The 14216-nt window shown below is 41.9% G+C and carries 14 protein-coding genes and 1 tRNA gene; 11 read left to right on the top strand and 4 right to left on the bottom strand.

Features of this window, described 5'->3' with window-relative positions; translation table 11 throughout:
- Positions 1-71 precede the first annotated feature (71 nt).
- The 3 genes from NJ959_RS15550 to NJ959_RS15540 all read right to left on the bottom strand — a co-directional run bounded on the left by NJ959_RS15550 (position 72) and on the right by NJ959_RS15540 (position 4069).
- On the bottom strand, positions 72-1793 hold the full coding sequence (locus NJ959_RS15550) for a diflavin flavoprotein (RefSeq protein WP_254012650.1): 1722 nt from the start codon (positions 1791-1793) through the stop codon (positions 72-74).
- A 96-nt stretch (positions 1794-1889) separates the two neighbouring features.
- Positions 1890-2267 carry a GxxExxY protein gene (locus tag NJ959_RS15545; RefSeq protein WP_254012649.1) on the bottom strand — a complete coding sequence of 126 codons (378 nt, stop codon included), beginning with the start codon at positions 2265-2267 and terminating at the stop codon, positions 1890-1892.
- Between the two features lie 83 nt (positions 2268-2350).
- Complete coding sequence (locus tag NJ959_RS15540; protein ID WP_254012648.1) at positions 2351-4069, bottom strand: diflavin flavoprotein; 1719 nt, start codon at positions 4067-4069, stop codon at positions 2351-2353.
- Between the two features lie 95 nt (positions 4070-4164).
- Here NJ959_RS15540 and NJ959_RS15535 point away from each other — a divergent pair, with 95 nt between their 5' ends.
- The 3 genes from NJ959_RS15535 (at position 4165) to NJ959_RS15525 (ending at position 5280) form a co-directional block, all read left to right on the top strand.
- Entirely contained in the window at positions 4165-4347 is a 183-nt protein-coding gene (locus NJ959_RS15535; RefSeq protein WP_254012647.1) for a hypothetical protein, read from the top strand.
- A gap of 12 nt (positions 4348-4359) precedes the next feature.
- Positions 4360-5091: a RadC family protein gene (radC, locus tag NJ959_RS15530; protein ID WP_254012646.1), complete on the top strand. Its 732-nt coding sequence runs from the start codon at positions 4360-4362 to the stop codon at positions 5089-5091.
- 117 nt (positions 5092-5208) lie between these two features.
- A tRNA-Val gene (locus NJ959_RS15525) sits at positions 5209-5280 on the top strand.
- A gap of 607 nt (positions 5281-5887) precedes the next feature.
- Here the strand turns inward: NJ959_RS15525 and NJ959_RS15520 are convergent.
- The gene (locus tag NJ959_RS15520; RefSeq protein ID WP_254012645.1) at positions 5888-6229 is read right to left on the bottom strand and encodes a YlcI/YnfO family protein; all 342 of its coding nucleotides are present in this window, start codon (positions 6227-6229) and stop codon (positions 5888-5890) included.
- 107 nt (positions 6230-6336) lie between these two features.
- On the opposite strand from NJ959_RS15520, the gene NJ959_RS15515 reads away from it, so the two are divergent.
- From NJ959_RS15515 to NJ959_RS15480, 8 genes are all read left to right on the top strand, one after another.
- Positions 6337-6768, top strand: a complete 432-nt coding sequence (locus tag NJ959_RS15515) for a hypothetical protein (protein WP_254012644.1) — start codon at positions 6337-6339, stop codon at positions 6766-6768.
- 15 nt (positions 6769-6783) lie between these two features.
- Positions 6784-7452, top strand: coding sequence for a hypothetical protein (locus tag NJ959_RS15510; protein ID WP_254012643.1), 669 nt, complete (start codon positions 6784-6786; stop codon positions 7450-7452).
- 67 nt (positions 7453-7519) lie between these two features.
- Entirely contained in the window at positions 7520-8428 is a 909-nt protein-coding gene (locus NJ959_RS15505; protein WP_254012642.1) for a site-specific integrase, read from the top strand.
- A gap of 246 nt (positions 8429-8674) precedes the next feature.
- The gene (locus NJ959_RS15500; RefSeq protein ID WP_254012641.1) at positions 8675-9043 is read left to right on the top strand and encodes a hypothetical protein; all 369 of its coding nucleotides are present in this window, start codon (positions 8675-8677) and stop codon (positions 9041-9043) included.
- On the top strand, positions 9021-9755 hold the full coding sequence (locus NJ959_RS15495) for a hypothetical protein (RefSeq protein ID WP_254012640.1): 735 nt from the start codon (positions 9021-9023) through the stop codon (positions 9753-9755). The genes NJ959_RS15500 and NJ959_RS15495 overlap by 23 nt, the downstream gene beginning before the upstream one ends.
- Positions 9756-10074: 319 nt before the next feature.
- Positions 10075-10353: a hypothetical protein gene (locus NJ959_RS15490; protein ID WP_254012639.1), complete on the top strand. Its 279-nt coding sequence runs from the start codon at positions 10075-10077 to the stop codon at positions 10351-10353.
- A gap of 257 nt (positions 10354-10610) precedes the next feature.
- Positions 10611-13796, top strand: coding sequence for a DUF5906 domain-containing protein (locus NJ959_RS15485; protein ID WP_254012638.1), 3186 nt, complete (start codon positions 10611-10613; stop codon positions 13794-13796).
- A gap of 157 nt (positions 13797-13953) precedes the next feature.
- Positions 13954-14216: hypothetical protein (locus tag NJ959_RS15480; RefSeq protein ID WP_254012637.1), on the top strand; the 263-nt coding region annotated here is incomplete at its 3' end.

Raw genomic sequence — 14216 nt, 5'->3', positions numbered from 1 at the left:
ATTCTGTAGGGTGCGTTATGCTTTTCTAACGCACCACAATCGCGATATCTAGTATATCTGCCTAACTCCTGTTAGTAATGATTTCCAGACTTACGGTGATGGACTGCCGTTACCCCATCAGATTTCAGCAGCTTACCATTGGTTACCACCCCATAAACCAACCAATGATCCCCACATTCCAGGCGATTTTCCACCGTGCATTCCAGATAAGACAGAGAATCCGTAAGAATCGGACAACCATTATCCCCATCCTGAGTAGCAACACCAGCAAATCTATCTTCCCCAGGAGCAAAAGGCTTAAGGAAATGCTTCATCAACCCCAAATGCCGCCCTTCCTCCAAAATATTCACAACAAACTTATCCCCCTGATACAGCAAAGACTCCATTGCCCTATCTTTTGCCACCGCCACAGTCAAACCAGGAGGATTAAACGTAGCTTGAGCAATCCAATCCGCCAACATCGCCCCCGTAATTTCGCCCTTATGAGCTGTCACAATACAAAGAGAACCAATCAAACGTCCCACAGCCTGTTCCGTCCGATCCACTTGAGAAGTTATATTACCTTGACGAGAAGTCCGAGATTTTTTCGACTTCTTCAAAGCCTGAGCAAAATCCGTCCCCGCCTCCTCACATAACTTCAGAATTGCATCAGTCGGCTTAAACTTCACCCGAATAGTATCAAAACCAAACTGAAAACCCGCATCCCGAAACTTACCCTCAATTAAATCAATCGCCTCACCACTCCACCCGAAGGAACCAAAAACACCAGCCAGCTTAGTTTTCGTTGCCGTCGATAGTACAATACCCAAAGCAGTTTGAATCGGCGTAGGAGCATGTCCCCCCAAAGTAGGAGAACCCATAATAAACCCATCAGCCTTCTCAACCACCGCCCGAATCTCATCCGGCTCAGTAACCTCGCAATTAATCGACTCTACAGCAACCCCAGCCTTAGTAATCCCCCGCGCGATCGCACTAGCAACAGTACCAGTATTACCATAAGCCGAAGCATAAAGAAGAGCAACAGTAGAATCCTGAGACCGTTGATCCTCACACCACCGACGATAAAATTGAGTTAGAGATGTTAAACCATACTTCACCAACTGACCATGACCAGTAGCATATAACCCAGCCTCAAAACCCGCCAACTTATCCAAAGCCTTCTCAACCTGACGAGCATGAGGAGCCATCACACAATCAAAATAATAGCGACGATCCTCACTAATGCTAGTCCACCCCTCATCCAAAACCTGATCGCCACAAACATGGATACCAAATAACTTATCAGTAAAAAGAATACCAGATTCCTTATCGTAACTACAAAGAGAATCAGGCCAACGAGAATTAGGAGTAGGAACAAACTCCAAAACATGACCCCGCCCCAAATCCAGAGACTCATCACCCCGCGCCACAGTAATCTTTAAATCCGGTAACTCCAAGATACTACGAAGTGCGATCGCACCAGGATTAGAACAAACAAACTGAACCTGCGGAGCCTGCTCCAGTAGAGCTTTTAGAGTTACACCTCGATTAGGATTAACATGACCCAGAATCACATAATCAAGTAACTTAGGGTCAATTCTTTCTTGTAACTTCGTCAGAAAAATGTCTGTAAAAGACTCTCCAGGAGGATCGAGCAGGGCTATTTTATCCCCTTGAATAATATAGGAATTAGCAGTAGTTCCCCGTTGGAGAGCATATTCTATTTCAAACTTTAGCCTATCCCAAGTGCGGGAACGGAGGACAGTTGTCTCTGGGGCTATGGGGTAGACTTGGACATCGCGGGGTTGATTCATTGTTTTTGGTTTGTTGGTGGGCTGAGGGATTTTTTTTTAACGCAGAGGTGCGCAGAGGGAAAAGGAGGTTCGCGGAGGGGAGGAGAGGAGAGGGAGTTAGAGGTTGTTTACTACTCTTTTAATGCCATCTTTGAGGTGGGTGACGTTGAAGTTGATGAGGAGACCTAGTTTACATTTGGATAGTTTGAGATATGTTAGGAGTTGGGTGGAATGGATGGGATGAAGGGATTCGACTGCTTTGATTTCAATAATGAGTTGATTTTCGACAAATAAATCGATCCGATATCCACATTCTAGATGTACTTCTTCATAGACTAAAGGTAGAGCTTTTTGCTTTTCAACCTTTAATCCAGCTTTTTTCAACTCATATTCTAAACAAGCCTCATAAGTCGATTCCAGCAATCCCGGTCCCAAAGCCGTATGGACTTTCATCGCCAACCCAATTACTTTACCCGACAAGTCGTTTCCGATCATTCTCTGCGTACCTCTGTGCTAACCTCTGCGCCCCTCTGCGTTAAAAAAAAGATCAACGCCAAGAGACGCAAAGTCTAATTTACTTAATAATAGTTCCCAACTTTGCGATGATGCACCGCAGTTAGAGAATCTGCTTTAGAAACTCGTCCACTATCAACGGTGGCGTAAACTAGCCAATGATCGCTTAGTTCCATTCGGCTGGAAACATGGCATTCTAAATAAGCTAGTGCGTCTGTTAAAATTGGGGAGCCATTAGTTGCTGGTTGGGTTTTTATTCCTTCAAATCTGTCTGCGCCAGGGCTAAATCTTTTGAGGAAGTGTTTCATTAGTGTTTGATATTTTCCTTCTTCTAGTACGTTGAGGACGAATTTATCTCCTACGTGCATTAATGATTCTATGGCTCGATCTTTGGCTACTGCTATGGTTAATCCTAGGGGTTTGAAGCTGGCTTGGGATACCCAGGAGGCTAGCATGGCACTTTTTAGGTCTCCTTTCTGGGCGGTGATAATATATAGGCCTGTGCTGATTCTGCCTAGGGCTTTTTCGAGTTCGTTATCGATGGCTTTGATTTTCTGGATGTTGCGATCGCGGGTTAGTATTTGTCCTAGGTCTGTTCCTGCTTCTTCGCAGAGTTGGTAGGTGTTTTCTGATGGGGTGTCTTTGACTCGGATTGCACTGAAGGCTTCTTTGAGTCCGGCGTTTCTGAATTGGGTTAAAATTGGATCTATGGGGTCGTCGTCTCCGCCGTAGGATTCAAATAGTCCTATTATTTGTTTGGCTTTGGCGGCGGCTAGTACTGTGCTAATGGCGGCGTTGGCTATTTTATTGGTGACTGGGGGCATTCCGATGACTATGCCTGCTGATCTTCCTACTATTTCTTGTACTTCTTGGGGATCTGCTGATTTGAGATCCATCATTTCTACGCCAACGCCTGTTTTGGTTATGCCACGGGCGATGGCTTGGGAGAGACGATCGCTATGGCCGTAGTCGGATATGTAAAATACTACTACTGATGTTTCGGCTTTGGCTTGGGCTTGGCTCCATTTGCGATATCTTTCTACTAGTTCTGTTACATTATGCTGTAGTAATGGTCCGTGTCCTGTGGCTATTGTGGTTATTTCTCCTAGTGGTTCCATCCTTTTTAGTGCGGAGAGTACCGATCGGGCGTTGGGTGCCATTAGGCATTCGTAGTAAAATCTAAAGTCGGGTTCTATTTCTGTTAGGTTTTCGTCGTAGGTTTTTTCTGAGCAGTAGTGCATCCCAAATGCGTCGCAGGTAAACATGATTTGGGTGCTATGGTCGTAGCTGAATATGGTATCTGGCCAATGGAGGTTGGGGGCATTGACAAATTCGATGATATGCCCATTGCCTAGGTCGAGTTTGTCGCCGTTTTTGACGATTTGCCGTTTGAAGGGCTGATGTACTAAGTCTTCGAGGAATTGAATTGCTATTTTTGCCCCGACTACTGTAATATCGGGTGCGAGTTGGAGGACATCTTTGACTAATCCACTATGATCTGGTTCGGTGTGGCTGATAATTAGATAATTTATTTCTGTGGGGTCAATCAGTCCTTTGAGGGTGTCTAGGTAAAGTTGCCGGAATTTTTCATGGGAGGTATCGACTAGGGCGATTTTTTCTCCCCGAATCAGGAATGAGTTATAGGTAGTGCCGTTTTGCAGTCCAAATTCGATGTCGAAGCGATCGCGATCCCAGTCTAATGAACGTATTGTAGTTGTATCTGGTGTAATGTCTCTGACTTGTATCGTTAACCGCTTTTGGATTGGTTGAGCAAGTAATACCATTGGCTAACTCCTTTTCCTTTTTTCTTTATTTTTACACGGGTAACTCCTCAATCTCTATCGAAATAGCTGATAACGATTGAGTGTAAATACTTATCATGGTAAAAACAAAACAGAAGAAAGGCTACCACCCCCATCCACCAAAGCCACCCACAGACAAACCATCCGCTGCCACCCCATCCACCCAGCCACCCACAGACAACCCATCCGCTGCCACTCCCTATCATGTTGTTTTTGAAATTCAAAGGGGAATTACTAAGATTAATTACCATAAGTATTAATCCAACGCATCTATGACCTATAGTCTGAGAATTGCCGATATTCCCACAACTGAGCGTCCTCGCGAGCGATTACTGAGTCAGGGGGCGAAAAATCTAGCGACAGCGGAGTTAATCGCGATTTTGTTAGGGACGGGGCAAGGGAAAGGTAAACTATCTGCTTTGGGTTTGGGACAACATCTTTTGCAGGAGTTGGGGAAAGATCAACGAGATCCGATGACGGTGTTGCGGGATATTGTACCTCATGAGTTGATGAGTATCCATGGGGTGGGACCGGCAAAGGCTACTACTATTTTAGCTGCGGTAGAATTAGGAAAACGGGCGTTTTTATCTAAACCTTCAGAACGAACGGAGATCGATAGTCCCGCAACAGCAGCGGCGGCGTTGAGTCACGATTTGATGTGGCAAAGACAGGAACGATTTGCCATATTAATGCTGGATGCGAAGCATCAGTTATTGGGGACTAAGGTGATTACTATTGGTACGGCTACTGAGACTTTGGCTCATCCTCGCGATATTTTTCGGGAGGTGTTGCGTCAGGGTGCAACTAGAATTATTGTGGCTCATAATCATCCTACAGGAATTGTGGAACCGAGTGAGGAAGATTTGATTCTGACTGGACAGCTATTGCAAGGGGCGCAATTTCTCTCCATTCCTCTACTAGATCACCTGATTTTAGGGGATGGTAATCATCGGAGTCTACGGTTGACTACGGGTTTGTGGGAGGAATATCCGCAGGGGGAGTAGGGAGTAGGGAGTAGGGAGTAGGGAGTGGGGAGACAAAATTTAATCTCTGTATATTCCCTAAACTCTAACCCTATGGGTTGTGTTTTGAGGGTATTTTGTGTTATTATGAAAATCTATGGGCGATTAGCACAGGGGTAGCGCACTTCCTTCACACGGAAGGGGTCACTGGTTCAAATCCAGTATCGCCCATTTTTTTAAGTGACAACAACAGGGTAGCAGGGGTTCTCTTGTTTCCGTAATCCTTGCTAGTGAGTATTTTTAGGGTACTTCTGAGATTATTCAATAAGTTATTCAATAAGTTAATGAATAACTCTGGGAAGGTACGTCCGGGAAATCTGACCTAAAACTGACCTAAAAAAACAGATAGGCAAGAATACCTATCTATTACTTGTTTGTTATTGACTGATTTTTTACTGACTACTTGGAATCGCTGCATTAGTTGGGACGGTTCGTAGCGATGTCAACACTATGATTTGTGATTGGATTTGCACTGGGACAAACACTGAGTGGATGGTTATCCCTCAAATAGGACAGCCAAGGGTTGATGAGTAGATAAGCCTTTCTTATCTATTGGGCTATTCAATGTCAGTTCATTTTTATATTCCCCCCCAGCACCCGGTAAGTTAGCGGGTAACTTAGCCGCTACTGGGGGAAATATAGAATATAAGACCAATAAACAAGGGCTAGAGGGTATCGACACACCTCACTACCCTGGTTATTGATAAGCCTAGGTTGTATCAGTCACTCCTGACTAGCAAATCTTCTATCTCGCACTTTTTAGGTCAGTCGGTAGTAGTTACTTGGGTTTCCTCTTGTCAGTAGGCATTTTTACTGTAGGGGTATCAGTAGTGGGAGTGATGGGAGTGGGAGTAGGGGTAGCCGTTGGAGTGTCAGCAGTGGGAGTAATGGGAGTGGCAGTGACTGAGGTAGGGGTAACCCCTGTTGGTGAATTTATTTGCACGGGTTGTCGTGTCTCTCTCTGTAGCTGTACTAGTTCTTTGTGATTTCGAGCATCTTCATATAATCCGCGACGGACGTATTCAGCCGCCAGACTGCTTTTTGTAATTCCAGTTAGGTTAGCAATCTGTACTAGGTAGTCGTGTATCTCGTCACTAAGGGAGATATTTATCTGCGGCATAGCTGTTATAGGGTTCTCATAGGATTCTCTATCTTAATTATCGCTCAAAAGCATTGATACTACTGGGTAACTCGATATCTACTACTAGGGAACAGTAACTAAAGGCATTGACATCTCTTACGGTTCTCTATTACTATCCGATTGTCAGGTTTAGCCAAAGTTTTGGTAAAACTCTACCAAAGGATACCCACATGCCAGACACCTTATCGCCATCATTCCCCCAAACTGAGGGGATATCAGAGGCAGAATACAAGCGACTTTGCAAACAAGTACGACACTACCAACTCGCCAACAGCAAATCCCGTAAGCGCTCCAAACCAATCCTTAAGCCAATTGGTCAAACAGTCGCAGTAAATAAAGCACTCACTATCCAGCAAAACCCATGTGACTGGGATGACATCGGGAATGGTACACCCTTTGCCCTAGACCCGAATGGGGTAATGCTTTATACCAAGTGTGGGACTAGTCGGGCGCTTTGTCTGAATACCATGACAACAATGCCAGTTGGCGGCGCTTCCGTTTATCGAGTTTTTCTCTAATTAATCAGGAACATCATGGATATCAGAAAACCTACAACAACCACAACAGAAACAGAAACATCACCACAACCGACAAGTGAAAATAAATTCAACACTGGTGTGGTACAAACTGCTGATGCGAAAGTGATTTTACCGCCAGCTATCCAAGGCAAATTATCTGCTTTGGGTAAAAAATATGGTATTCCCTTTGACTTGAGTAATATCGGGTTAGATGGAAAAATGGCTCAAAATGTTAAATCACTGAGAACCATCGCAGACATGGCGATTGGTGATTCAAAACTTTTGCCAGAAATGGTCAAGCTTGTTCGCCAATTATTCAGAGCTGAAATCAAACTAGCTCAGTTCCATAAACTGGTAACTCAAGCATCAGTCAAACATCAGGAAAAGCTAGACAAGGAAACCGCTGACATTTTCTTAATGATGGCTGGCTATCAAGCTAAGTCAACAAAACTACAACACCGGACTAATGTACGGAATCAGCTAAAAGAACGTCGTACCCAAGCTTATAGCGACTACTACCAGAACTCAGTTTACGGCGCTGAATCTGAACTGATTGACGTTGAGTTTGAACGACTAGCTAGTGACCGTAAAGTACTAGGGGAAACCAAGCTAAAGAAAGCAGAATTTGATAGCCAGCGTAAACAGAAAATAGCTGATTACGTTCAGAGTGCTTTTGTCGATTAAGCCTGTGATTAATCTGAGGGGTTATCAAGTGGTAATTCCTCAGTATTACCAAAAAGAAAGGACTAGCATGGATAGACAACAAACAACCCTATTAACTTTGTGGGATGACTTTCGAGATTACAAGTCACTGATGATATCCCCAGTCACAATCAAAAAATACGACACCTTTCGGCATCACTTGCAATCATTTTTTGCTTCATCGGTAATTGGCGAAACGAATAGAGCTATCGCCAGAGGATTCCTGATTTACCTAAAAGATAAGACAGAACAAAGGAGCGGTTCACTCCTTACGGCAAAGGGACAAATTGGTTACTTAAATGCAATGTGGAACTGGGGAAGGGATGAAGGATTGATTGATTTTAATTTACCTAGTCCTTTTTCTGGGTTAAGTAAAGAAATAAAGTCTAGTCCGAAACAACCGCCAAGACCATTCACTAGGGAGGAGATAACCTTGATTTTGAATGGATTCTCTCGATATTACCCACACTATTTACCTTATGTGCAATTTCTTTTTAGTACTGGGATGAGAGTGGGGGAAGCAGCGGGACTTTTGTGGAGACATATAAACTGGGAACAACAGAGTATTTGGATTGGTGAATTACTGACAAGGGGAAGTCGGAATCCTACTAAGGCAAGGAAAACGCGAGTAATTCCAATGAACGAGAAAATCAAATCAATTATTGAGGTTGTTTGGGATACAGAAAGTAAAGATTGTTCTCTGGTTTTTGTCTCGCTAAAGGGCAATGCGATTGACGACCATAACTTCAATAAACGTGTATGGAAAAATGTCTTGAAGAAAATGGGAGTTACTTATCGGCGACCGTACAATTGTCGCCATACGTTTATATCGCATTGCCTAGAAAGTGGATTAAGCCCAAATACAGTCGCAAGTCTTACTGGACATAACGTTGATACGCTTTACAAAAATTATTCGGGGTGTGTAATTAGCAAGCCAGTCATCCCTGAGTTGTTCTAAGTCACATAAAGCAAACTTATCAATAACCAGGATCAGTCCCTTTGAGCATACCCCTTAACCCTGGTTTTTGGCTGTATATTTTATGTTCTCTGGGATTACCCCTTAAGTTAGCGGCTAATTTAAGGGGTAATCTGGAGAGGATAAAAGATAAGACCAATAACTGGGGTTATGGGGATGCCTGAAGCTCCCTATCCCTAGTTATTCATAAGTTATTGTTATACCATCCAGTGTCTACTGATAATCACAATGCTAAGACATCTAAAAAACCTTGACGAATTAATTCTATACGCGAGTATTTCTTGCGGTATAGCGTTCATTAGTAGATTGTTTCCAGCGTTCTTTTTCCCTATTACTTTCCTCAGAATAGGAATATTCGGATACTGCCTCTACATCATTGCTGGTGCTGAAAAGAATAAAGAATTAGCAGCTACTTTAGGCGGTGCATTATTTCTGGGGATGATTGGCGGTAACTGGGATTATCTCGAAGTGTATCTGAGGTACAACCAAGAATTAATCAGTCGTGTCATGACTGTAACGACTATCATTTCATTAATCATTTTGGGATTATTTCTCTACTTCAAAGGTGGAAGTTATGGAAAAACTAGCAAGAGATAAACCATTATTTATTGGTTTAAGTTGTGCTGCTTTAGTGTCGTTAATCGGTTCTTTCGCTTATCCACTACAAAAGTTAGAAGTGTGGAGACAGAAGGAACACGGCGCATTTAACCTGAACTATGACCGTCACTTTATCATCACAGAATCGACTTCTGATTACCCTTACGGTTTTGACATTAATAAAGCTGTGAAAGTAGCACAAATTTATCGGGACTACAAAATAGAGAAAATATCTCTACTAGTAATCGCCATCGGTTGTGCATCTACTGCGATTAAATTAGGTCACAACACCTGTATCGGCGATGAAATCGATAGCGAGGTAGAGAGCATTAAATCTGAGGGTAAAAAGCAACTCATTCTAGAGGGAATTAAGCACCGATTGGCGATGGCATCAAAAAGTCAGCGATTGATTTTCCTTGATGAAATGAAAGCGTTAATGGAAGAATTCGATAGTGTGGAGAGTGAAATTATGGATGTGGATGAATTGATGATTACTGGGGATGAATCAGGATTAGAGGATAATTTGCCAGTAGTAAATGATTTTCGGCATATATTCCCTGAGTCAATGGACAATAGTTCATGGAAAGTAGTATTAAAGGGTATCTCTGATGGATTAAGTGCTGATGAAATAATCAAGGATATTCTCTGTTGTGACGTGAAAACAGGGGAGTCTTACCTAAAATACCTCAAGCAAAGGTTTTTAGGGATTTGACGACTGACAAATCGTGACTCTAACTAAAACAAAAATACTTTTCAACCCCTAGGGGTTGTTACCGCTAGTTGCCCGCGATTACCGCTAGTTAATTTTTGGCAATGGATAGCACAAAAGCCCGAAGATAATCGTTTTACGCTTGTTTTAGGTTGTAAAACGATTAGTGGAGGAACCCTAGGGTTTCAGGGTATTGTTCTTGAATTGTTTTTGAGTGATTCTCGTCATATCTGCAATTAGAAAAGATATCTGCAATCAAAATGAGCAATGATTACAGATATCCCTCATGTCCACCATAGTTAAGTTTGGGTAGGTATTAATTATGTCACATATTTGTCGTACCATCAATTGCATCGACAATGTTAGTCAACTGAAAGTACTGAATGAACTGGGTAAGCATCTTCAGCAATTATCTTATGAGGCACAATCAAATAATGATAACTATTACTTGCAGGGTGTATTTTGGATTATTTTCGAGGCTTTTGTTGAGCAGTTAGAAAGTGAAATTAATGAACTAGAGAATAACCTCGAATTACTTCATCAAGAGTTACGCGCTGCTGAGGATGAGGTAATGGCGACTCGCGAGAAAAGTCTGGCTTAGGTATTTTTGCTTAATGCCTAAAAGGTACATTTTGTGGTAATTGCAGTAATAACAATGATTACTAGATAAAACTTCTAGTAATTGAAACCATTTTGTTTGTTTAACAATTTCAGGCATTTTACTTGCGTTAGTCACAATCTGTACCTTATAATTCAGTCAAGGCAAAAGGTGAAAGTCCTTTTTACCAAAAAAAACCCGGCAACTTGACACGTCGCTGGGGTCTGAAAAAAACATTAAAATACGAGGACAATCTTAATATGTCAAACCAGAATTACGCAACCCCTGGAGCTTCTTTCATAAGCAATCCAAATACATCGAGTAATGTTATTAATCATAGCATTACTACAGAATCTACGCAAGAGAACCGGGGATTCAATATCCTTGACCATCTGGATAAACTGACACCCACCAAGACCAAAGGCAAGTACATTTGTCCAGTGTGCGGCAAGAATGATTTAAGTGTTAGCAGCAAAGGGGCTTATCAGTGCTGGAGCGGTGGCTGTGATGTAAAAGATATTCGGGAAGCTATTAGTCCATGGGATGAAGTTAAGAAGGGGGAGTTTGCGCCAAAGACTCCCAGTAAGAAAAAAACCGCACCCACTAAAAAGCCAGCACCAATCCCAGACGATATGGAGATTGAGTTGGCTTGGGAAAACTTTTTAACGTCAGGAGAGCTAGCCAAGCGGAAATTCCACGAACCTAACGAGAAGAATCCCCATGGCAGTCGGGTAATTGAGTACAAGTATCCCGATGGGAACCTAATCAAACGATACGAGAATATTGAGACTGACCTGGAAAAACATCCAAAGGGATATTCAAAAAAATTCTGTCAATACCACATGGAGAATGGGGAATATGTGAAAGGAAAGGGAGATAAGCCATGGTCAGCCTTCTACCTAAAAAGTCGTGACTGGTTTAATCGTTTTACGAAAGACAAGTACGTGATGGCTGTAGAAGGTGAGTCTAGCGTAGATTCAGTTGGATGTGAAATAGGGATATTCGCTATTACTTTTCAGGGTAGTGATTGGAAAGTAGACGAATTGTCACGGATGATAGGTGAGTTTGCAGGAATTAAAGGAATTGTATTTTATCCTGACAATGACAAAGCAGGATATGATAAGGCAAAAAAAGTGGCTGAAGCTTGCGCAAAAATAGAATTACCCTGTGCAATCCTAAACCCACTAAAGTTATGGGAAAACTGTCCTAATAAGGGAGATATAGTTGATTGGACAAAAACGATGAAGGATGAAGGATTGACTCCTGAAGAAATGAGAGAGAAACTAGAGCAAGCGTTTAATAGTCGTGACAATTGGCTTGATTTTGCTCCAGAACGAGATGACACTGATACGCTCACAGTTCAGGATGTTATAGAAGCTCCAAACGTTGAATTCACCCAGAAAGCGATTAATTTTCTTTACAAAACTGGGGATGAATCATGGGTTTTTATTAAAGGTATTCCTCACCGTTGGACAGGTATTTATTATGAGGAACAATCTCTAGAAACAGAAAGAGGCAAGATAGCCAACTACTGCAATACTTTTGTTGTCAAAGACAAAAAGGATGAGGCTTCTTATCCTTATGCTAATTCCGTGAGTGTAGACAAAGTAATTAACTGGGCAAAGGATATATTGTCCGTAGACTCAAGGAAAGTAAACCCACCAGGACTAAACTGTACAAATGGAATACTAGAAATTATTTGGGAGAATAAATATCCTTCAGTTAAATTTTCTCCACACTCACCAGAGAAAATTTACACCTATCAGCCATTAGTAAAATACGACCCTGATGCCAGTCCAGAAATGTGTTTGAAAATGCTTTCTGTACTAGATAAACCACAGAGAGATATTTTCTTAAAAATTATTGGCGCTTCACTAGATTTACCAATGGTAAGAAAATTAAAAGGTGCGCGGACTATTCGAGGTATTTTAGCTTTGGGCGATGGAAATAACGGCAAGGATACACTACGAGAAGCGGTATCAAGGATGTATGGAGAAAAAGGCATGACGGGGTGTACTGTTACTGATTTTAAGATTTACGATGAGGGAAGAAAATTTAACCTGTCTTCATTACCCAACTCTCGGATTAATTGGGCATCAGAAAACAAAGCGAACGTTAAAATACATGAATTACAATCACTAAAGGCATTCCTTTCTGGTGACAAATTAGACCACGAAAAGAAAGGCAAGGATAGTGAGCCTTTCACTCCGATGGCGGTTGGTATTTTCAACTTTAATCGAGTATCGGATATCAATGCCTCTCAAGATGCGATTAAAAGTCGATATGCCGTACTTGAATTCAAGAAGACTTTTACTAAGAACGCTGATTCATCGAAAGGAGAAGTTGAAATCGACACAAGATTTAAAGATGATTGCGAGTTTATCGATAACGAAGTACTTCCATCTTTCCTTAATTTTTGTATTGATGGCTTACAGCGACTAATCAAAGAAGGGATTGATTATTCTTGCACTGATAAAGCATTAGAGGAAATTCAATGCGAAAGTTCTCATCTATTCCAATTTGCTCAAGATACAGGATTGGGATACCAAAAGGATTCTTTTGTAACTGCTGGTGAACTATGGGAATCACTAGAGCAATGGTATCTAGGTAATGGGACATTAAATTATGAGGAAACCAGTTCAGGCAAGCAGAAAGCTATCTGGATTGACCAAGCTAACAGTCGGGACAAGAACGTCAAGGGATGTAATCAGACTATTCCCCGAATCAAAGATTTATTCCCTAAAGCCAAGGTGGTATCCGTACTACACCCTAGCGGTAAGCGGTCAGTGAAAGCACTGCAAGGAATAAGCTTTGATTCTGGTAAGCCACAGGGTGACAAAACTGGTGTGGGTGGTGTGGAAGTACGCAATACCAAGGAAAACTGGTGTGGGAATTGGTGTGGAATTGGTGTGGAAAAGGACCAAACTGGTGTGGGAAATAGTGGAAGTAATGTGGGAGTAGCTGGAATCCTAAGCGATACCAATCCCACTCCCACACCAATTATTGAAACTCCCACACCAATTCCACACCAGCTACCACACCAAGAAACAACGCAAAATCAAGGGTTCCACACCAACCACATCAATTTCACTAACTCTGTGCCAGTAGATAAATGCAGTAAACCAATAACTACAGAGTCCGTAGTACAGACCCCACTACCCATATATCAACGCAGCGATGGCGGCTTTAACGTAGAGGAATCCGCTATAACTCCTACTGCCACTGAAAATGAAACCAACCCTGCTATTGGGGAACAGTCAGTCAGTATCAGTGTCGGTGACCGAGTTGAGATTCAGAGTAATGGTGGACGTTACGACGGTCAGCAAGCGAAAGTAGTTGGGTTTGAGCAAGACGGGGATTCCATTACAGAGGTTGTTGTTGTCATTGATGGCATGGATTCCGATTCTTGGTTTAAACCTGAGTACTTAATCCTGATTAAGTCTTAACAATTTATTTAACCTTCCCCAGGGTGTGGTATATTCTGGGGAAAGTTATTTAACAAAAGTAAGATGATAAGTTAGCGAAAAATATGGGAACATTATTTAATCAATCTGAACGCTCATACTTTGATGTTAAGGAAGATAACTTATTGGCTGATTAAATATGATTAATCTATTCGTTTATACGGATTTTGTACCTATAATACTTGCTATTATTTTACTTGTTACATTAGTATTTGGCATTGTATCCATATTGTGGATATTGGTTTCAGACAATAGAGCTAAAAAGGCATTGACTTCACGAGAAAGAATTATATGGTTAGAATACCAGCTATCTCTTTTTGAAAGTGAAAAAAGAGAATTTTTATTTGATAAAGAAATTGATGCGATTGAAGTGGTTACTACAAGTCAAGAAGTAATCAACAA

It is taken from the genome of Limnofasciculus baicalensis BBK-W-15, assembly GCF_024178385.1.
Taxonomy (GTDB): domain Bacteria; phylum Cyanobacteriota; class Cyanobacteriia; order Cyanobacteriales; family Coleofasciculaceae; genus Limnofasciculus; species Limnofasciculus baicalensis.
The sequence above is the reverse complement of the archived record's forward strand: the minus strand, read 5'-3'. Positions and strand labels throughout refer to the sequence as shown.